This is a genomic window from Chlamydia abortus, from assembly GCF_002895085.1.
Lineage (GTDB): Bacteria > Chlamydiota > Chlamydiia > Chlamydiales > Chlamydiaceae > Chlamydia > Chlamydia abortus.
In genome coordinates, this window is sequence record NZ_CP024084.1 from 945,369 (window position 1) to 966,223 (window position 20,855).

Sequence of the window (20,855 nt, forward strand, 5' to 3'; positions counted from 1 at the left end):
TAAGTTTATCATAATCCTATCTTTTGATAATATGGTTTAACTAATACTTAGGAAAAAAATCGCTATGCCGTCTCATTTACTAGACTATCAAAGAGTTGCAGAAAGTATAGTTGAGAAAACAATCGCCGAGTTAATCCGTTATCGACAACGCCTTCCGCTAGTCCCTTTCTGGACAAAACCCGACGGGTCTTTTGTGACACCCGCAGATTATGCTGTTCAATATTGCCTTCAAAAAAAGCTATCAACAACTTTTCCACATATTCCGTTTATCGGGGAAGAAGTCTTAGACCCTGTAGACGATAAACATAAAATTCACAGTATTTTAGAATTCATTCACAGACTGGATGCGAAAGCCACACCTGATGATCTTTTAGAAACATTAAGTCCAAATCAAAAAGCCTCAACTTTATATTGGCTGGTTGATCCTATTGATAGTACGTCGGGATTTATTAAAAACCGTTTTTTTGCCTCTGCCGTATCCTTGATGTATGAGGATAGTCCTATACTTGCAGTTATGGCATGTCCGTGTGCAGATCGCCACACGTTCAAAATCTATTCGGCTGCTAAAAACTCTGGGGTTTCTTTATTTGGCACTGCAATTGAAACTCGGCAGTATTTAAAATCTGGAGAAACACTAACGGGGAAGTTTTGTGAAGCATCTCTAGCTGCACGTAACCAACAGCACCAGGCTACACGCTTATTAAGTCTCTCTTTACCGGGGCAACCCCAAGCTTGTCGAGTTGACAGTCAATACAAATACGCTATGGTCGCTGAAGGCGCTGTAGACTTTTTTATCCGCTACCCCTTTGCTATTTCTCAAGCAAGAGCGTGGGATCATGCTCCAGGAGCTTTTTTAGTAGAAGAGTCGGGAGGTGTAGTTTCTGATATTTTTGGGAATGCGCTCAATTACCGTCGTGAAGATTTCATTTTAGAAAATCATCCCATAATTCTAGCTTCCGGGAATGCGGAAATTCACAGGACTACGTTAGACGCCTTACAAGAACACTTAAATATTGTTTCTGAAGAAAACTTGCTAGCTTACTAAATGTAAGCTGTAAGTTTTTCTTCCACTATACTGTCTGATAAAATGACTGTATCTTGATCAGTATCTTCGCTTTTCTGATAAATTTCTTTAAGGATCAAAGGCAGTTGATTGACTTTTTGTAAGACTGTTTTGGGACAATAAGTTTTTCCAACAGCAAGAGCCACATTCAATAAGCCGCCGGCATTGGCTAGATAATCTGGGGCATACAATATTCCCTGAGCATGAAGCACAGCGCCTAAGGAAGGATGTTCTAATTGATTATTTGCGGCCCCTACAACAGCGCGACAACGCAAATTATAGACATTACTTCTATTAATCACTCCCCCGAATGCACATGGAACAAAAATATCACATTCTAGTGTGGGAAATGCATGTATAGGGACAACAGTAACTCCGTAGAATTTGGTTACTTCATCAAGAATAGAGGGATTCGCATCAGAAACATACAACTCGGCACCTGCAAAAAACAGCGAGTGTAAAAGCTTTCTACCGACAGCACCGAGACCTTGAATTCCGATCTTCCTTCCTGTCAAAGAAGAACTTCCCCATAACTGCTCTGCAGTTTCCTTGATGCATAAAAAGACGCCGTGGGCTGTATAAATTGAAGGATCCCCACTCACACTTTCTATACCGCATACCCAAGGAGTTTCCTGATGGATAATATTTATATCATTTACAGAGACTCCCATATCTTCTGCTGCAATATACTGTCCGCTGAGGGAATCTACTGCCTGACCAAAAGCTCTAAGTATATCTTCAGTAGGGCGTGTCATCCCTTGAGGAAGAATAATTACACTTTTTCCTCCACCGGTTCCTGTCCCACTAAGAACAGCCTTATATGTCATGCCTTTAGATAAACGCAAAACATCCGTCAAAGCAGCATCAAAAGAATCGTAACTAAAGGCGCGAACTCCGCCTAAGGCTGGACCCACTAGTGTCTGATGAATGGCAATTAACGCGTGTAGCTGAATATCTTCACAAGTCACTTCGATTACACGTTCGTAATCTTCTATATGCAAATCTTTAAACACCAGAGGATATTTCATAATCTTAAAGTAGAAGTATTTGTAATTATAACATGCAAGTATTGTATAGATTTAATTAAAAGTCAATTAACTAAACCCTCTCCCTTCTCTTAAAATTCCTCTCGTGTTACTCTAGATTACGCAGAAAAACTCGTGAATAAAAAAAAAGAGTATAATGAGAGTCGCTTATGTCTGAAAAACAATCTTTATCGATCATGCATCCTTGGCACGGTCCTATATTAACTCAAGATAACTATGAATCTCTATGTTGTTATATAGAAATTACGCCGCAGGATTCTGTAAAGTTTGAATTAGACAAAACTACAGGTTTATTGAAAGTAGATCGCCCTCAGAAATTTTCTAATTTCTGCCCTTGTTTATATGGATTATTACCTAGAACGTATTGTGGTGAACTTTCTGGGCAATATAGCGGAGAACAAAGTTTGAAAGCCGATATCCGTGGTGACGATGATCCCTTAGATGTTTGCGTGCTTACAGAAAAAAATATCACTCACGGCAACATCTTGCTTCAAGCACGTCCTATTGGTGGTCTGCGCATTATTGACTCTGGAGAAGCCGACGATAAAATTATCGCTGTTCTTGAAGACGATTTAGTCTTTTCAGAGATAAAAGATATCTCTGACTGTCCTTGTACTGTTCTTGATATGATTCAGCATTATTTTCTAACGTATAAAGCTACCCCAGAACACTTGATCAATGCAAAACCAGCAAAAATTGAAATTGTAGGGATTTACGGGAAGAAAGAAGCACAAAAGGTCATTCAACTAGCACACGAAGACTATTTGAATAAATTTGTTAGAGAGAAAACAACTATATAACTCATGTTTCTGGAGAGGAGGCTCCTCTCCTTACATTCTTCAACTTAGAAAGAGAAGAGATAGCTGTTGATAAACTTATCTGCTTCTACAGCAATCTCTTTAAGCTCAGGGAAGCTCAATAATCGTATACCTTCTTGAAAGCTTAACCATTGAGTGTCACAAATTTCATTCGGATCTGCATGTACATCCCCTTGAACTTCTGCTAAGAAGTAGGTGACTTCTTTACGAACAAATACCTCGTTATCATTAAAAGAATAGTGTTCTACAAGAACTTTTGGGAAAAAGTTGACTATACTCAAGCCAGTTTCTTCAACTAACTCTCTTTCTGCAGCCTCCTGAGGACCTTCTTTATCTTCAGAATGGCCTTTAGGGAATCCCCAATGCTTGCCTTGGGTATGGCAGATAAAACAAGCTTTTAGTGTACTTTTATCAGGAGTACCAAAAAACTTTATGGGAATAATACCAAAAGAGTATTCATACTTTGTCTTTATCATAATTAGGGTATATACCTCGAGAATAATATCGTTGAATTATGTCCACCAAAACCAAAAGAATTCGACATAGCGACATCTATATCCCAATCCTGGGCTTTATTTGCAACTACGTCAAAATCATCAATTTCCGTAATCGGGTTTTCTAAATTAATCGTAGGATGTAATTTCCCCGTTTGAATTGCTTGAATTGTCGCAACAGCTTCGACGCCCCCAGCAGCTCCTAGGCAATGCCCTATAAGTGACTTCGTGGAATTCATTCGCAGCTTCTTTACATGACTACCGAAAGCTTTTTTCAATGCTAAAACTTCCGATATATCCCCTAGAGGAGTTGATGTACCATGAGCGTTAATATAGTTTACGCGTTCTTTAGGAATACCAGAACTTTCTAAAGCCCCAAGAATACAGGAGGTGATCCCTTCTCCGTCATCTCTAGGAGCTGTAATATGAAAAGCGTCGCAAGTAGTATACGCACCGAGGATCTCTGCATATATAGGAGCTCCTCGCTTTAAAGCGTTTTCCAAGGTTTCCAAAACTAAGATTCCGGCTCCTTCACCAATGACAAACCCGTCCCTATCCCTATCCCAAGGACGAGAGGCTTCTTGAGGGGCATCATTCCTTTCTGATAAGGCACGATTAGCAATAAAACCTGCCAAGCCAACACGATTCACGGCAGCTTCGGTACCTCCACAAACTATAATATCCGCGCGTCCAGAAACCAGGTGCTGATACGCGGCATCTATACAATAGTTTGAAGTTGCGCAAGCTGTAGATATGGAATAGTTCGGTCCCATCAGCCCGAAATCCATAGCAATCAGGGCAGGAGCCATATTAGTGATAATGTAAGGTATGAAAAATGGAGAGAGTTTTTTATTACCAAGAATCAGGCGTTCCATACCATCGTCCAATGTCTGTAATCCTCCCATACCCGAACCGATGATCACACCGCAACGAAGAGGATCCGCTGGAAGATTATCTTTGTCCCATCTAGACATAGCAATAGCTTTCTTAGCTGCAACTACGGCGTAAGTAATAAAACAATCTACTCTTCGTGCTTGCTTTTTATCTAAATAGGGCTCGGGATTAAATTCGGGGATCCAACCAGCAAAACGCGTAGCATAATCTTCGCATGGGAAAGAAGTGATCGTACGAACACCGCTAACACCGGCAAGCAAATTATCATAAAAGGTGTCTATTTCGTTACCTAAACAAGAAACAACGCCCAATCCCGTGACAACTACACGTTTTTTACTCATAAAGTTATTCTACCCTGTTAAGAAGCTAGAAGCTTGGATGTAATAATGGAACCATCCTTCCAAAGCTCTTCCAATCGATACTGTTCTCTAATGGACGAGATGAACAAATGGATGACAATAAATCCGTAATCTATAACTACCCAGTCACCATGACTTAACCCCTCTACATGTAAAGGAGCCACATTATGTTCTTTCAATTCTTGTACAATCGTATCTGCCAAAGCTTTTACATGTACACCCACATGCCCTTCAGCAAAAATAAAGTAATCTGTGAGCTGAGAAATGGCACGAACATCTAAGATAACAGGATTATTGCCTTTTTTGTTATCAATAACTTTGGCAATTACTTTTAATAAATCAAAGCAAAATAATTCCATAGAAACTGGCACGAGAATACTCGATTATCTAAGATAAGGTCGAGCTTTTTTTCTTAGATTAAATAATATTCCAATAATACTTTCTCGCCATTTTTCTAAGTCTTCCTCTAGGTCGGACCACGGTTTTCTCCTCACCTAGAAGAAGAAAAGGCAAGTCAAGAATATGGTCTGAGAAAGTATGACTTCTCGCCCGTCCTATTTTTTTTAGATGGCTAAGTATTCTGGCTTTATTATCTCCAGTTAGGCATTGATTTGCAAGCGTTTGCCCTCTAGAAAATACTTGAAATTTCGAAGCATAACATATGTTGGCGCCTAACTTTTCCGCTATGGGTCTAACGATGAAATCTGGCGAGGAGGAAAAGATCATGACTTCCCCGAGAGGATCTTCTAAAGCTTCATAAAATTTTTCTAAAGCTGGTGTATAAAAATCTTTTTTTACTAGTGTCTGTGCAAAATTGCAGGCTGTAGCAGAAAGATCTTCAAATGCAACTGATGAAAATAATGAGGAGACTATCCGAGAATAAAACGAGGGTAAGTCTAAAAAAAAAATCGAAACCGAAGAAAATATAAAAAACAAGAAGGAAGGGTTTTATAAGAGAATAAGCGACGCTCTAGAGCGCATTTATAAAACCCTATACTGCTATTTCCTCGTAGCAACGTACCATCTAAGTCAAAAGCATATATACAAGATTGTCTCATGTTAACTGCTGAATTTGGCGCTTCAAGTCCAGGATACTTTGATCCAGTTCCTCTAAAGCACGTTTATCTTCTTCAACTAGAGCACTGTACTGCATAGCACGATCGAAATCTAGACCCGAAGATCCCAGAAGTTTCTTATCTTGCTCTAATTTATCTTTTAATTCCTTACGACGTTCTTGTCTTTGAGACAAAACTTGCCGCATATTTGTGAGTTTTTCACGAGAATCAGGAGAAGACAGCAGTTGTTCTTCAAAATATGCTGTTATATGCTGTAAAGTTAAATTCAATTGATTATCTAAAGAAATCCGTTCTGAAGCAGATAAGAAAGCTGCCTTAGTTAAAGATTCTTTCAACTCTTGCCACTCGGATCGTGTTTCTGAGTGAATATCCCCAGAAGTGCACTTTTCAGAGAACAGTTTGATCTTCTCAGTGAGCTCTTTTATAGCTTCTTGCCGGATTTGTTTATCTCTAGCTAATTGCTCTTGATATACCTGTTCGGCAGCCTCTTGTTTTTCTCTGAGCTTCTCAAACAAAACTTGCAGTTCTGTCTTCAAAGCCACAACATCGTCATGGATTAAGTCCAGAGACCGTATACGCTTTGCAGCGACATCTAAATCCTTGCGAATTCTAAAAAGATCACCGCCCTCTTCCAACACTTGAGCTATACCTGAAAGTTGCTCGCGAACATCTTTAGAGTTTTCAGCAGAAGCCACTCTTAGACGACTTTGCTCTTGGCGAATTTCTTTTTCTAAACCTTTGAGTTGATCCCAGCATTTACTGAGCTTCAAACGTGTATCAGAAAAGACAGTAGAAGATACAGCTAAGCATTTAGCCGCCTGCTGTAGATTTTTGATTTCCTTCCGTAAAAAAAAAACGGAACGCTTTAATGCGTCCTTATCTGCACGAGAAAAATATTTAGCAACAAAAGACTCCACATCTTCGGAAAAAGCGTCACTCACTTTCTCGATGAGTTCTTTTCTTTTCGGGAATACTTGATTGCCTAGAGAAGATAAATGTTGGAAAAATTTGCTTTTTAATCGCATACGCATGCCAACATTCATGAGCTCTTTACGCAAGTCAATGATTCTTGCTGAAAAGCTACTTAACCAAACTAATGAGGTATGTAACTCCTTATAAAAAGCCTTTCTTTTCTCTAACGTCTGGGTTTCTAAAAACACCGACTGCTCTTCTTGTACTGTTAGGGGATTTGTTCCTTCTAAGAAATTGGTGATATCTTGCTCTAGACAAGATATGGCCAACTCAATCTGTCCAACAACAAAAGTCCCCTCTTCATCTTGTAAGGATTTAATATGTCGTCCTTCTTTCGTTAAATCAATATAGCGCCGCCAAAATTCAGCCCGCTTACCAACGTTTTCTACTTGATGGAATAATGGAAGACAATGCTTTCGTATCGCCCAAAACAGCTTTAAATTTGCTCCTTGGTTGTTTCTTAAGGCTTGCTCCATTTTCTCTAGACTAAAAGTCACCTGCTCCTCTATCGATGAGAAAGCAGCTAACTCTTGAGTAAATATGGTAAAGGATTCATTAGTCATCGCGGCGTTAGAAATATCATCACTTTTGAATTTCAATTCCTCACTAGAAACCACTATAGAACCTTGTTTTGCTTCTGAAGAATAAAAGCTGTTGTCTGAAGTATCCATAATAACAACTTAGGGTGTAGGGCTTGACAAAGAAATAATGAATAGAAGATAAAGTTTGCCCCCGCACTACATTATCGTCAATCGTTTTTATGAACTTATTTACTAGAATTTCCTTTGACGAGGGATTGGAGTTATTTAGAACAAGTCCTTTAGAAAAACTACAGGAGGCTGCGAATATTTTACGCAAACAGCGCCATCCTGGTAATAAAGTCACGTATGTCCTAGACGCCAACCCGAACTACACCAACATTTGTAAAATTGATTGTACCTTCTGCGCGTTTTATAGAAAGCCTCACGCTTCTGACGCGTATCTCCTTTCTTTTGACAAATTTCGTTCTTTAATGCAACGATATATATCTATGGGAGTTAAAACTGTGCTTCTTCAAGGAGGGGTCCATCCGCAACTAGGGATAGACTATCTGGAAGAATTCGTACGGATCACGGTGCAAGAATTCCCCTCGATCCACCCCCATTTCTTCTCTGCAGTAGAAATTTCACATGCAGCCTCTGTATCCGGAATCAGTAACGAAGAGGCTTTAATGAGACTGTGGAATGCAGGGCAGAGGACGATTCCTGGAGGGGGTGCTGAAATTTTTTCCGAACGTGTGCGCAAGATTATATCGCCAAAAAAAATGGGGCCCGATGGGTGGATTAATTTCCACAAGCTTGCCCATCGTTTAGGGTTCTACTCTACAGCAACAATGATGTTTGGGCATATTGAAAACGCTCATGATATTCTCTTGCATCTGCAAGCTCTCAGGGACGCTCAGGACGAAACTCCTGGGTTTTATAGCTTCATTCCTTGGAGCTATAAGTCTGGAAATACCGCTTTAGGACGCAAGGTCCCTAATCAAGCCCCACCTGAGATGTATTATCGCATTCTCGCACTGGCTCGAATCTTCTTAGACAACTTTGAGCATATCGCGGCTTCATGGTTTGGAGAAGGTAAAGAACACGGAGCTCGTGGATTACATTATGGGGCCGATGATTTTGGAGGAACGATTATTGATGAGAGCGTGCATAAATGTGCGGGATGGACTTTAAAGAGTTCTGAAGAGGAAACTCGGACGATGATCGCTTCAGAAGGATTTATCCCTGTGGAGAGGAATACTTTCTATGAACCTATAGAAACGCCTTCTTATCAACCATGAAGAAAATAATCCTCTGCTATCTTTGCTGCTATCGTTTCTGCTGTTAATCCCAGGGTAGGCAATTCTCGAAATATAGGGTAACGTTTAAACCAGGTCCTTTGTTTTTTAGTATAATGGCAAGTATTGGTGATGAATTTTTGTTTAACAGCTTCATAAGATTCTGCGGGAGACCCCTGATCAATAAATTCGATCCATTCTCTATATCCTATAGCTCTTGATGCTGAGGAATTGTCTCTAATCCCCTGCTTGAGTAATCTATGCACCTCATCAATTAAGTCATCTTCGAGCATTCTTTGACAACGCAAGTGGATTGTGTCTCGCAGAAGTTCTTTAGGTGGTGATAAAAACCATCCTCGGCAATTATACTCCTGACATTCGCTAGCTTCCTTGGTCCATTTATGGTCGGAAACTTTTTTCCCTGTTAAATGGATAATTTCTAAAGCGCGGACGATTTTGTTTCTATCATTCTTAGTAATCGTACGCGCATATTCAGGATCTTTCAGGCAAAGATTTTCGTATAAAAGCGACAAGCCATGCTCCTGAATATACAGAGCTAATTTATCACGGAAATCGCAGTCGGGAGAAGGTCCTTGAGGAGGCCCTGAGAGAAAGGTATGAAAATAAAATCCGGTGCCGCCCACAAGAATAGGGACTTTATTTCTAGAGAGGATATTCTGACATGCCTGGATGGCCTGGTAATAAAAATCGACAGCATTAAAAAGTTCTTGGACATGGCATATATCGATCAGATAATGAGGAATGCGCTGTCTATCCTCCCAAGATACTTTTGCTGTGCCGATATCCATACCCCGATAGACTTGCATGGAATCAACAGATATAATTTCTCCATCAATCATAGGCGCTAGCCTTAAAGAAACATCCGTTTTCCCGGATCCTGTAGGTCCTGCAAGTAAAATCACCGTGCGCTTAAACAATTTTGCAAATGATTTTTGAGGATCTAAGCAGACATCACATCCTGTAGATGTCATGGCATTAGCATGGAATTCAGGAGCACGCATATGCACCAGGATTAAAACTTAGTGAAACATTCTTGTTCTGATTGGCAAACAGGCAGCAGTTGATCGACGCCTGCTATACGAATAACATCGGCTACCACATTAGAGACGCAACAAATACAAAGAAGACCCTGGCAAGCCTGTAAAGATTTAGACAATGAAAATACAAGGCGGATGCCTGCGCTACTCATGTAAGTCACGTATTGGAAGTTGAGTACAATTTTATGTTTACCTTCTGCAACTTTCTTATTTAGGAAGGCTTCTGCTTTGGGCACAGAAACAGCATCTAACGCCCCTTCTAAAGAGACAACAAGAACATCCCCATACTGTTTAGTTAACCAATCCATAAAAGCAACTCCAAATAGTATCTCGCAAATATTAACGATATTATTTACGATAAAAATAAAAAACAATGCGCACCCATGGTAAGAAGCTTTATAAAAATGCTTTTTTCTCCTGGACCAAGATATTCTCTGTCTTACGCATTCCTATGTATTTTCCTTAGCGTCCTCATTTTTATTCCTACCATGCATTGGCTTTTGTTTCCCGAGACTTTTTTATTTCCTATAACAAAAGCTCTTCCCATTAAAAATATTTTCCTTATTTCTCCATCGCCGTCTAGAATTCCTGAGGCTATCTTTTCAGAGACATTACAATTATCTGCAGATTATCCTACTTTCCTACATCAATTTGCAATTAAGCAAGCGGAGGCTACGTTAAAAGATCTAGGGATATTTTCTTCGGTATCGATAAAAAAAGTCCCAGACAACAAAGGCATCATTATCTTTTATGCTTTACACACCCCTATAGGCTATTTAGGTAACCAAACAAATACGTTAATCAACCATTCTGGGGAACGCTTCCCTTGCCAACCTTTTTTTAAAACGCAAAAACTTCCTAAGATTTTTTTCCCACAAAAAGATGTAGAATCTTCTATTTTACCTTCGTGGAAAATCGACATTGCCTCTCTTCTAATTGACGAACTCCGAGAAGATCCTCCTGTGGTTATTGATTTGTCTCTTACGGACATCTACCCTATGGAAATCACCGTTTCCTTATCTTCTGGAAATCTTCTAAGGTTTCAATACCATACGCTAGATGCAGGATTAAAAAATTATCACCTTGCTCAATATCATACTGTGATACAATCCAGAGACTGCCACATTTACGATTTAAGATTCCCCTCCTATCTATTATTAAGTAAGTTATGACCCCGATACTCATTTTGACTCAACTACCTTCTGAAGAAGAAGCCGAGCTTATCGCTCACACTTTAATCACTCAAAAATTAGCGGCTTGCGTCCATGTTTTCCCAAAAGGGAAATCTACGTACCTATGGGAAGGCCAGCTCTACATTTCTGAGGAATACCACATGCAAATCAAAACACTCTCTTCGCGATTTTCTGAGGTATCCAAAACCATTCGTTCTTTGTGTTCTTACGACGTTCCGGAAATCATTTTTATTAAAATTGATGGTGGCAATCCAGAATATTTACAGTGGTTATCTCTAGAAACTGCCCCACAAACATCTCAGGAAATGAATAAATCTTGACGTTTTTTCGAAATTCGGTATAATCTTTTCAGGAACTTTGAATGATGCATAAGTGCTTTATTCTTTTTTTCCACATCTCAATTTAATTTGGATTTTATGGAAGAGTTTGTAGCATATATCGTAAAGAATTTAGTTGCTGATCCTGAAGCTGTGGAAATTCGTTCTATTCAGGATGAGTCAGGTGAATCTATAAAGTTAGAGATACGTGTGGCTCCCGATGATATAGGGAAGATCATAGGTAGACGGGGAAATACAATACACGCATTAAGAACTATTCTTAGACGTGTGTGCGCGAGATTAAAAAAGAAGATACAAATTGACTTGATCCAGCCCGAGGGGATCAGAGAATCTGTTGACGAAAGTGAGGGTGTTTCCGGTAATTTCTGTCTGGATTCAAACAACTCTAGCGATTCAGAGATGGCCCATCAATGTTGTGGCCGAGGCAATTGCTGTTCAGCCGATGACGAAGATACAGAAGCATCTTCGGTTCATCACGAATGCAGTCATAATCACCATTCTGAATAATATTCACTACTTTTCTTCTTAATAAATAGAGTTTGGCAATAGCTAAAGACCCCTTTTCGGAGTTTTTAGCTCTTCGCAGTTACTAGACACTGCTTATTCAAGGTTCTGCCGACCTTTTTCTTCTGATCAAACTTATGTAGCCCTGATATAATCAATTGATGAATGACTTGTTCGAAAGTCCATCCTAAACGGACAAAATCATGAAGAAATGGACTTGCCTTTGTCATTCCTGGAATAGGGTTCATTTCAGAAAGCCAAAAATTTCCTTCATCATCTAAAAAGAAATCCACTCTACATGAACCTTGCCCTTGGATAACACGATACATTCGTTCTGTTAACTCCTTGACTCTTATTTTTAATTCTTCAGAGAGATCCAAATCGTATTGTATTTGCGCGCTAGTTCTACCATTTAATCCGTACTTATCTTCATAACTAATAAATCTTTTTTCACCACAACGTTCATGTGGTTCAGAAATATAGTAACAGCTACTAGAGTCTCCGAGACAAGACACTTCTATTTCACGAGATCCTAAACGACTTTCTTCAATAAAAATATCTGTATCATAGAGGAAGGCTTCGGATATTTTTGCTTTTAGTTCTTCTTCATTATGCACTTCAAAAACGCCGATACTTGATCCCAAATGTGCGGTTTTCACAAACATAGGGAAAGTAAAGGCCTCTGCAATCTTATGCATACATAACTCTGGCGTTCTTTTCCAGGCATGTAAAGTCAATGGCTGATAAGGAACTACGGGGACACCTACAGAAGCTGCAAGGCGTTTAGTCATAATCTTATCCATAGTGACTGAAGAAAAGAGCAAGGAGGGCCCGGCATAGGGCTGATTGATAATTTCTAAGAATCCTTGAAGCGTACCGTCTTCTCCAAAGGGGCCATGTAATATCGGAAGGATAAAATCTAAATGTATAAGAGCCTCTGTGATCTCTGAAGATAAGACATGATAACCTTTTCCTTCATAATCTTCGCATTCAATAGTCGAGACCTTGGACCATAATCCCTGACGATCGATAATAAAGTATTGTATATCGTAGTATTCGGGAGACAAATACCGAACGACATTTTTCGCAGACAATACGGAAATATCGTGTTCGCAAGACTTCCCTCCACAGACTACTCCAACGGAAAGTTTCTTAGGTTCAAAATCCTTTAAAGCGTTGCCTACAGCATAAATATTTCCTGCTCCTAAAGATATACAGATATCATGAACGCGTATTTCTTGTTGGAGATAGGGAAGAATGTCATCATAGGGAAGATAGCGACAACGTACATGAGAGGCTAAGGAAATCGTCTCTGCTAATTTCTCAGGAGAAGGTAAATCTAATGCAGTTTCTCCAGCACTGTAGACATCAGTAAGAATTACCTCATCAGCATCTTGGAAAGCTTTATAAAAATCTTCCAAGCAATATTGCAATCTAGAAAATCTATGTGGTTGGCATATGGCAACTATACGACGCAAGCCAACAGCATCTCGTAATCCTCTGAGAGTGCAAGAGATTTCAGAAGGATGGTGTGCATAGTCTTCAAAGAATAAGAATTTCTCGGAAATATTCTTTCTTTCCATACGTCTTTGAATACCGGCAAAGTTCTTAAGAGCCTCGCGAATACTTTCTTCATCAATGCCTAAAGTTAATGCTATACCCATGGCGACAGCAGCGTTTGCAATGTTGTGCTTGCCGATGAGGTTAAGATCTATGTCTAGGTAATCTTTCCCTAAGAAAGACAGAGAAAATAGCGAGCGCCAGCCATTCTGAGAATAGGAATATATACGTAAGTGACAATCTTGAGAAAATCCATAAGATGTTCCTAAGATTCTTCCTTTTAGTTCTTGGCAGTCGCCATTATAAAAGCATAAACGTGGATTTTCAACCTTACGGGTAAATTCTTCAATTGTTGAAGCAAGCTTTTCCTTACTCCCTTCGAAATTACTGAGATGTTCATTATCTAAATTGGTTACAACGGCAACTTTAGGAAGATAGTGTTTTAAAGATCCGTCACTTTCATCAGCTTCTGCTATAAAGTACTCTGAACTTCCTGAATAACCATTCAAGGATAGAGAATTCAGGCCTCCAATCGCATAGGAGGGATCTTTTTTTGCTGTTTGGAAAATGGCTGTGATTAATGAAGACACTGTAGTTTTGCCATGACTCCCTGAAACTAAAATACTTGTTTGTTCTTGCATCAAAAAAGCGAGAAGTTCAGAGCGATGGAGCATGGGTAGCTGTTTTCTTACAGCTTCTATATATTCTACATTATCCTTAGCAATCCCCGATCCATAAACGATAGTGCAATCTTCAGGAATATGATTTTTCTTATGTCCTTGCAAATACCGTGCCCCTTTAGCCACAAGCTTATCGACAATGGGTCCTCGATTTACATCACTTCCTGATACGGAATATCGTCGGTCTAATAAAATATGAGCTAATGCACTCATTCCTATTCCACCGATACCGATAAAATGATAATGGATTTTCCTATCCATAGATTACCCTATAAACATTCACATATAAATTGATAAAAAGACTTAGAAGATTTGTTTTGATAATAAGCTCGCAAAGCTTCTCGCCTATTTTTAATAGTTTCAGGATCCAGAGCAAGCAAAATATTTTTCGTTAACACTGCTTTAGAAAGCTGTTTTTCAAGGATCATTGATCCTCCTCCTATCGTATAGACAAAGAATTTTGCATTTTCTTCCTGATGTCGATAGGCTCCCGGATATGGGATAAGTATAGAAGGACTTTGTGCCCACAACAATTCATCCATAATCGTAGCTCCGGCACGACTAATGACAAGATCTGATGAAAGTAAGACACTCAGCATATCCTGCTCAAAGGATTTTACACAAAAGGACACACCACCACGACTATAGACATGCTGTATGGAAACTACATCACCTTTTGGTCCTGCAACGTGATGAACATACATATGGGGATAATCCTTGGCAACCTCAACAAGTGCGGGTGGGACATGATCATTTAATGTCTTTGCTCCTAGAGATCCTCCCACAACACAAATCGTTGGAGAATGGGAAGTTAGGCGTTCTACAATAGGATTAAAAGAAGAAAAAGCTCGTTTTGGTAAGGCAATCTCTTGAGCTGGACAGGCGAATCTCTTAATTACAGGTGGGAAAGATACACCTACACCCTTGGCAAAACGTGAAAACAGCTTATTTACCTTGCCGGGCACAACATTTTGCTCGTGTAAAAATATAGGGATTTTCTTTTTCAATGCTGCCATCAATACTGGTAAAGAGTGGTAACTACCGAAACCTATAACCACATCGGGATCAAAAATAAGGAGTTCTTTTTTTGCCTTTTTATATCCTGCATATAGAGAACATACTCTCCGGACAGCAGTGATAGGTCGCACAAATGTCGGCAATCCTGAGGGAATTTCTTTATAGAGGATTTGCTGTTCTCCAAGGCTTGGGTGGTTTTCTAAACCCTTACCCAGAAGCAGCACATCTACACCTTCTCTACAAAATGCTTCTCTTGTTGCTAGAGCGGGGACGATATGTCCTCCCGAGCCTCCGACGGCTAAAGCTATTTTGTTGATTTTCTTCATCACACACCCTTAACAGCAATGTAACACCACACATATTCGCAATCAGAGAGGACCCTCCCTGACTAAAAAAAGGGAGATTCACTCCTTTACTTGGTAATAATCCTGACACAACGCCCAAATTCATAAAAGCCTGCATGCCAATAATTACCGTTACGGCTATAGCCAAAGAAGCTCCTTCTAAAGAAGAGGCTCGGATAGCAATTACGTAACCACCGTAAACAAAATACATATACAACAAAATCAAAAGCAGCATACCTAGGAAGCCAAATTCTTCTGCGTATATTGCTGCGATATAGTCATTTTGTGCTTCTGGAAGATAGGTAAGCTTTTGTAGGCTAGCTCCTGGGCCCTTACCAAATAATCCCCCTGACCCTGCGGCTATTTTTGCTTGATAGGGCTGATGTCCTCGACCTTTAATGTCTAATTCTGGGTGGAGATAAACATTGAAACGGTGTCGCACGTAAGGCATTCTATAAGCAAGAGCGCCGCCAACAACAAGAACGCATAACAACGGAAGTAACCAATAACGTAAACGCACAGCTGTCATAATAAATACAGGAATCAAAGAAAAAGCTATTACGGCTGCGGAACCGTTGTCAGGCTCTATAGCAATAAGTAAAATAGGGAGAAACAGTGTAGCAGTGAGCTTAAGAAAGAGTTTGAAATTTTCTCGATACTGAGGACGAAATACAAGATATTCGATAGCGACGCAGGGAACAAGATATTTTACAAACTCTGAGGGCTGTAAAGTCAGTTGTCCTATACCTAACCACCGCTTAGCTCCATTTCTACAGACCCCTATACCGGGAATCAAAACAGCTATAAGCGCACATCCTGCTATGAACAATAATGTGGGGCTCATTTTTAGAAAATCTTTCCAACCTGTTATATAAACCAAAGTAGAAAGGCCCAATCCTAATCCTAAGTAGGTAATCTGACGGATTAAAGCCTTATGGGTACTACAAGGAAGTGAACGATCGAGAATTTCTGCAGAGGAAGTATCAAAGACCATAACTAGACCCAGGGAAAAAATCCCTAACAAACAAGAAACTATAAACCATTTCATATTCGGCCTAAAGAGAAACTATCGTATACGCAACTGATCCCCGGGTCTTAGTTTACGAGCTTTTTGTTCGTCAAGATCATTCATTTTTAATAGATCTTCAAGACGAATTCGATTACGTAACGCTATGGTCCAAGGGCTATCTCCTTCTTGGACAGTATAAAAATCCTCAGCACTCGCTACTTTCACTTGAGGATTCTTAGTTGTTTCTTGCTTATCGTATACAGGGACTTTCAGTACTTGACCTATCTTCAATTGGGTAGAAGATAGATCGTTGATCTGCATAAGTACAGCGACAGTTGTATGATTTGCCTTAGCAATACGTTCTAAGAAGTCTCCTTTCTTGACAACAACCGTGGCGTAAGCTTCCTTCTTAGGAGTTTCTTTAGTCACTTGGGTGTTTGGTTCTGGAGGTGTAGGAGGTGCAACTGGCGCAGGAGAAGTCGTTTGAGGAACATGCGGTGTTGGAGGGGCTTTGACAACTACAGACTTAGTTTCTGCAAATTGCACAGCCAATTCTTCTTTAGACACACGCTGTGGAACCGTTTCTACGACAGGTTTTTCGATCTTCTCGACTTTTTCCTGTACTTTTTCTACAGGAGGAGGGACAAATTCAACAAGTTTCGTAGGCAAGGGAGGGCATAATACATCGGCATTCTTCTTATCTGCATGCTTTGCTGTAGTAAAGAGTACTAGCACCAAAACAGCGTTCACTAAAGTTGCGATTATAATCGTATCTCTACGGTTCATATCTTTAATGCCTCCATCTCACCTACCAATTGCTTAAAGCAATCTCCTCTTTCCTCGAAGCTACGAAATTGATCAAAACTTGCACATCCAGGAGATAATAAAATTACGTCACCAGGCTGTGCTATACTCTGGGCTACATGGACTGCTTCTTGTAGATCTTGAGCTTGTGTTAAAGGAAGATTACTACTAGATAAAGCTTGGGCAATCTCTGTCCGACACTCCCCCATAGCCACAACATGTTTTACAGTTTGCGTAAGGACTGGAATCAAAGAAGCAAAGTTACTTCCTTTGTTTCTTCCCCCCAAAATAACAATAATGTTTTCTTTTACAGCTATTAGAGCTTTTTCTACTGAGCTCATAGTTGTAGCCTTACTATCGTTGATATAGCGCACGCCATCTTTTTCTCCCAGATATTCTATCCTATGGGGAGGTTTATCAAACGTAAGAACAGCCTGTAAAAACGATTCCAAAGGAATTTTGGTCACTTCATTAGCTAAAGCGTAGCCTGCGCAATAATTATTCCTATCATGCAAGTATAATGGTTTTAATGCACTCCCTTTATCTAAAACTAAATTGATTTCTCTAGTAGCTTCTAGATAGGATTTTCCAAAAGAAACACCATCGCCAACCCATAAAGATTCAGGAGATTGCAAACATTTAGCAATATGACTTTTTGCTTCGGTATAGGCTTGTAGGGTGTAATGATAATCTAAATGGTTTTCTGAAATATTTAAAATAGCAGCTGCGGAAAGCACAGGGATCTCGATTTCTTGTTCAGCCAATTGAAACGAGCTAATTTCCACAACACGGATACCTTTCTGATACATGGCTTGAAGTATCGGGAAACCAATATTTCCCATAGCACAAGCAGACATCCCGACAGAACGTAGGAGATGGACCAAAAACAACACGGTGGTGGTTTTCCCTGCGGATCCTGTGACTCCGAGGGAAGGATAACGATGAAATTCAGGATCTTGAAACGCCAACTGTATGTCAGTAACAATAGGAATCCCTCGATGTTTTGCTTCTACTACAAAAGGGTGGGAAGTTTTGATTCCTGGGGAACGTACACATAAGTCTATATCCTCAGGGAATTCTTCGGCGCTATCTAAATAACGCTCACAAAAGAAGTGGCAAGAATGTAGAGCTTCTGCCGATCCATCGACACCAATAACGTAATCTCCGCGATTACGGAGAAACTCGGCTGCAGATTTTCCTGTAACGCCTGATCCCAAGACTAAGACACGTCGATTATTCACAAATTATCTCCATAATGCTGCGATGATCCCGAAAACCATGCAGAAAAATCCTGCTGTCCAAAAACGCTTAACCACTTGAGTTTCTGAGACACCTTTATACTCGTAGTGATGATGTAGTGGGGAGCATAAGAAAATACGCTTTTTCCTGAACCGGCAACTAGCAATTTGTAAAATTACAGACCCTGCTTCTGCAACAAAAACCCCTCCGAGTAAAATTAATAGTAATTCCGCACGAAGCATAACAGCACAGCTACCCAACACGCCTCCTATCAATAAGGATCCTGTATCTCCCATGAAAACCTGTGCCGGAGAACAATTGTATTTTAGGAAAGCCAGACTGACTCCTAGCAATGCAGTTAATAGTACAGGGATGTCAGTCGCGAGGGGTATGGTCGTGCTTGTAACCGCAACCACCAGCAAACCAAAAGCGCACATACACGTGGTTCCTGCTGCCAAACCGTCAAGACCATCAGTAAGATTGACTGCATTACCCGTTCCGACGATAGCGAGTACTGCTAGAATAAAATAAAACACCTGTCCTAAAACAGAATGCCCGAGAGAAACAGATCCGAAAAAAGGAACTCTCAAAGTGTAAAATAGAGAAGTCCCTTTATATATATACATCACTGCGGTTGTGATCACTGCGGATATCAAAAGCTGCAAAACAAATTTCTGTTTTGCTGAGATACCATGTCCTTTCTTTTTTCTTTTTTTCACTATATCATCGTACCACCCGAGGCTGCTCCAACTGATGATCAAAAACGCAAATAACCATGTGGAGAGTTTCCCTAGGGGCAACCAAAAAAAAATGGTGAGTAACAAAACGATAAAGAAAAGAATGCCTCCAGCTGTAGGCGTATATTTTTTATCTTGATGAAGAACTTCTAATTTTTCACAGTATTCTTTTTGTACTTGATCATAATGATTACGTTTCTTCAGCCAACGTATTACGGGCTTGCCTAAGAAGATCCCGAGAATAAATGCCAGAGCAAATACTGTTAACAGAAAAAAAACCAAAGATTCATGAAGATAAAATCCAGAATTCATAAGTAAAGTATTGAAAATTAAAAACAGCTCAATAGAGATTCTAAAGCCAAAGACCGTGATCCTTTTAGCAAGACAATATCCCCTTGCTGGACGACTTTCTTTAACATCTCTTCTATTCCCTGAGCAGATGGGTAGAAAGAAACTTCACAAGCGCCATGTTTTACTAGATGCCGAATAGGCAACCACTTTTCGCCAATAAAGAAAATAATATTGGCTTTAGATAAAGCTTTATTGGCAACCACGGTATGGCCTTCCTCAGAATAATTTCCTAATTCTGCCATATGGCCTAAGATAAGTATGACTTTCCCCCCTTCTGAAGGATGAGGAATTGCATCCAAAGCAGCAAGCATTGCCTCTGGACAAGCATTGTATGCATCATTGATGATTTGAATGCCATTACGAATACTTTGCTCAAAACGCATAGGCGGAAGCTGTAAATCACAACAGGAATGAATAATTCTATCGACAGGGACATCAAGAAGCCAGGCTAAAGACAGAGAAATTAACAAATTACTGTAAGCGGGCTTGTATGGGAATGCTACAGCGAAATCTATATCCCCTTCAGGAGTGCTGATGACTACGCTATCCTTACGAATAACCTTATAATAAAAATCCGCTGTCTCATCATAAAAAGCAAAAGAAAACTTCTCCGCAGACATAGACTGTTTGATGAAGTGAGGGTACCAAGGAGAGTCCTTGGGAAGAAGTTGCACACGACTATTGCATAAAATCTGGCTTTTTTCTTCAGCAATGCCTTGGACACCCTGATCTGGGAAATTCATAACATGTTGATCTGTGATATTAGTAATTACAGCAACTTCAGGTTCTACTATAGAGAGTAAATCCTGCATATTCTTTGGTTCAGAAACTCCCATTTCTAAAATGACAAAATCTTCGTCTCCATCTGCCATGAGTAAACTTAAAGGCACGGTAAGTTGGGAATTATAGCTTTTAGGGCTAGCATACACCCGATACACGGAAGAAAGCAAAGTTTGTGTGAAAGCTTTAGTGGTTGTCTTCCCTATGGAACCGGTAATCCCTACAATTGTTCCTTGCAATAGGTGACTTTGACTTTCTCCTGCTTCTTTCAAAGCTTCTGTAGTGTCATTAACAACGATTAATTCTAAACCAAAGGAATCCCCTTGGTAATCTTTAGACACAACGGCGGCTACGGCTCCAGATTGCGCGGCCTGTTTGAGAAAACGATGACCATCCGTACACTGTCCAGAAAGAGCGAAAAACAAATCGCCTGGTCGCACCTGTTGGCTATCAATGGCAACCCCAGAAATCTTTTTCCCAGACCTTGGGTATTTTACATTGGATAACATTAGGGTTACCCAATCTTCTAATAAGATAGATCGCATTCCTTGGCCTTTTTTCTCTTACTAAACATATACTCTTCAAGCAAATGTGCTCTCACGAGCATACCATTTACAAGTTCTAGGATGAAGTTTTGAGGCATTTCAAATATTCTGTTCATTAATATAAATAAATATACTACATGAATGCAAGCAACGTT

At 39.9% G+C, this 20,855-nt stretch carries 21 protein-coding genes; 6 read left to right on the top strand and 15 right to left on the bottom strand.

All coding sequences use genetic code 11. The features are described from left to right. The first annotated feature begins 64 nt into the window (after window positions 1-64). Window positions 65-1,045 (top strand): inositol monophosphatase family protein, encoded by a 981-nt coding sequence (locus CHAB577_RS04275; protein ID WP_011097350.1) that lies wholly within the window; start codon window positions 65-67, stop codon window positions 1,043-1,045. Here the strand turns inward: CHAB577_RS04275 and CHAB577_RS04280 are convergent. Beyond that, window positions 1,042-2,091 (bottom strand): Glu/Leu/Phe/Val dehydrogenase family protein, encoded by a 1,050-nt coding sequence (locus tag CHAB577_RS04280; RefSeq protein WP_011097351.1) that lies wholly within the window; start codon window positions 2,089-2,091, stop codon window positions 1,042-1,044. The two genes, CHAB577_RS04275 and CHAB577_RS04280, sit on opposite strands and share 4 nt — an antisense overlap. A 167-nt stretch (window positions 2,092-2,258) precedes the next feature. Between CHAB577_RS04280 and CHAB577_RS04285 the strand changes: the two genes are divergently transcribed. Further along, the gene (locus CHAB577_RS04285) at window positions 2,259-2,909 is read left to right on the top strand and encodes an inorganic pyrophosphatase (protein WP_011097352.1); all 651 of its coding nucleotides are present in this window, start codon (window positions 2,259-2,261) and stop codon (window positions 2,907-2,909) included. A 44-nt stretch (window positions 2,910-2,953) separates the two neighbouring features. On the opposite strand, the gene CHAB577_RS04290 is transcribed toward CHAB577_RS04285, so the two are convergent. The 5 genes from CHAB577_RS04290 to CHAB577_RS04310 form a co-directional block, all read right to left on the bottom strand. After that, window positions 2,954-3,403 carry a bis(5'-nucleosyl)-tetraphosphatase gene (locus tag CHAB577_RS04290; protein ID WP_006344424.1) on the bottom strand — a complete coding sequence of 150 codons (450 nt, stop codon included), beginning with the start codon at window positions 3,401-3,403 and terminating at the stop codon, window positions 2,954-2,956. Between the two features lie 2 nt (window positions 3,404-3,405). Beyond that, window positions 3,406-4,656 (bottom strand): beta-ketoacyl-ACP synthase II, encoded by a 1,251-nt coding sequence (gene fabF, locus CHAB577_RS04295; RefSeq protein WP_011097353.1) that lies wholly within the window; start codon window positions 4,654-4,656, stop codon window positions 3,406-3,408. Between the two features lie 17 nt (window positions 4,657-4,673). Continuing rightward, window positions 4,674-5,033: a ribosome silencing factor gene (gene rsfS / locus CHAB577_RS04300; protein ID WP_011097354.1), complete on the bottom strand. Its 360-nt coding sequence runs from the start codon at window positions 5,031-5,033 to the stop codon at window positions 4,674-4,676. 58 nt (window positions 5,034-5,091) lie between these two features. Then, on the bottom strand, window positions 5,092-5,610 hold the full coding sequence (locus CHAB577_RS04305; RefSeq protein ID WP_041461349.1) for a haloacid dehalogenase-like hydrolase: 519 nt from the start codon (window positions 5,608-5,610) through the stop codon (window positions 5,092-5,094). Between the two features lie 118 nt (window positions 5,611-5,728). Beyond that, window positions 5,729-7,393, bottom strand: coding sequence for a coiled-coil domain-containing protein (locus CHAB577_RS04310; protein ID WP_011097355.1), 1,665 nt, complete (start codon window positions 7,391-7,393; stop codon window positions 5,729-5,731). A gap of 89 nt (window positions 7,394-7,482) precedes the next feature. Between CHAB577_RS04310 and mqnC the strand changes: the two genes are divergently transcribed. Next, entirely contained in the window at window positions 7,483-8,544 is a 1,062-nt protein-coding gene (gene mqnC, locus CHAB577_RS04315; protein ID WP_011097356.1) for a cyclic dehypoxanthinyl futalosine synthase, read from the top strand. Here the strand turns inward: mqnC and miaA are convergent. Beyond that, the gene (gene miaA / locus CHAB577_RS04320) at window positions 8,535-9,563 is read right to left on the bottom strand and encodes a tRNA (adenosine(37)-N6)-dimethylallyltransferase MiaA (protein ID WP_006344429.1); all 1,029 of its coding nucleotides are present in this window, start codon (window positions 9,561-9,563) and stop codon (window positions 8,535-8,537) included. The genes mqnC and miaA overlap by 10 nt on opposite strands. A gap of 11 nt (window positions 9,564-9,574) precedes the next feature. Then, window positions 9,575-9,907, bottom strand: coding sequence for an STAS domain-containing protein (locus CHAB577_RS04325; protein WP_006344430.1), 333 nt, complete (start codon window positions 9,905-9,907; stop codon window positions 9,575-9,577). Between the two features lie 75 nt (window positions 9,908-9,982). On the opposite strand from CHAB577_RS04325, the gene CHAB577_RS04330 reads away from it, so the two are divergent. The 3 genes from CHAB577_RS04330 to CHAB577_RS04340 all read left to right on the top strand — a co-directional run bounded on the left by CHAB577_RS04330 (window position 9,983) and on the right by CHAB577_RS04340 (window position 11,637). Then, window positions 9,983-10,771, top strand: coding sequence for a cell division protein FtsQ/DivIB (locus CHAB577_RS04330; protein ID WP_006344431.1), 789 nt, complete (start codon window positions 9,983-9,985; stop codon window positions 10,769-10,771). Then, a complete protein-coding gene (cutA, locus tag CHAB577_RS04335; protein ID WP_006344432.1) occupies window positions 10,768-11,112 on the top strand; it encodes a divalent-cation tolerance protein CutA in 345 nt (114 codons plus the stop codon). Before CHAB577_RS04330 ends, cutA begins: the two co-directional genes overlap by 4 nt. 96 nt (window positions 11,113-11,208) lie before the next feature. Next, a complete protein-coding gene (locus CHAB577_RS04340) occupies window positions 11,209-11,637 on the top strand; it encodes a KH domain-containing protein (RefSeq protein ID WP_086393207.1) in 429 nt (142 codons plus the stop codon). Window positions 11,638-11,702: 65 nt separating this feature from the next. On the opposite strand, the gene CHAB577_RS04345 is transcribed toward CHAB577_RS04340, so the two are convergent. The 7 genes from CHAB577_RS04345 to CHAB577_RS04375 are packed head-to-tail and all read right to left on the bottom strand — an operon-like array spanning window position 11,703 to window position 20,700. Continuing rightward, window positions 11,703-14,135 carry a bifunctional UDP-N-acetylmuramate--L-alanine ligase/D-alanine--D-alanine ligase gene (locus tag CHAB577_RS04345; protein WP_086393206.1) on the bottom strand — a complete coding sequence of 811 codons (2,433 nt, stop codon included), beginning with the start codon at window positions 14,133-14,135 and terminating at the stop codon, window positions 11,703-11,705. Window positions 14,136-14,143: 8 nt separating this feature from the next. Beyond that, complete coding sequence (gene murG / locus CHAB577_RS04350) at window positions 14,144-15,220, bottom strand: undecaprenyldiphospho-muramoylpentapeptide beta-N-acetylglucosaminyltransferase (protein WP_011097359.1); 1,077 nt, start codon at window positions 15,218-15,220, stop codon at window positions 14,144-14,146. Next, a complete protein-coding gene (gene ftsW / locus CHAB577_RS04355) occupies window positions 15,129-16,283 on the bottom strand; it encodes a putative lipid II flippase FtsW (protein ID WP_006344436.1) in 1,155 nt (384 codons plus the stop codon). The genes murG and ftsW overlap by 92 nt, the downstream gene beginning before the upstream one ends. A gap of 18 nt (window positions 16,284-16,301) precedes the next feature. Beyond that, entirely contained in the window at window positions 16,302-17,030 is a 729-nt protein-coding gene (locus CHAB577_RS04360; protein WP_011097360.1) for a muramidase family protein, read from the bottom strand. After that, window positions 17,027-18,289 carry a UDP-N-acetylmuramoyl-L-alanine--D-glutamate ligase gene (murD, locus tag CHAB577_RS04365; protein WP_011097361.1) on the bottom strand — a complete coding sequence of 421 codons (1,263 nt, stop codon included), beginning with the start codon at window positions 18,287-18,289 and terminating at the stop codon, window positions 17,027-17,029. The genes CHAB577_RS04360 and murD overlap by 4 nt, the downstream gene beginning before the upstream one ends. Before the next feature lie 3 nt (window positions 18,290-18,292). Next, window positions 18,293-19,336 (bottom strand): phospho-N-acetylmuramoyl-pentapeptide-transferase, encoded by a 1,044-nt coding sequence (gene mraY, locus CHAB577_RS04370; RefSeq protein WP_011097362.1) that lies wholly within the window; start codon window positions 19,334-19,336, stop codon window positions 18,293-18,295. 17 nt (window positions 19,337-19,353) lie between these two features. Continuing rightward, complete coding sequence (locus CHAB577_RS04375; RefSeq protein WP_011097363.1) at window positions 19,354-20,700, bottom strand: UDP-N-acetylmuramoyl-tripeptide--D-alanyl-D-alanine ligase; 1,347 nt, start codon at window positions 20,698-20,700, stop codon at window positions 19,354-19,356. Window positions 20,701-20,855: the final 155 nt, after the last annotated feature.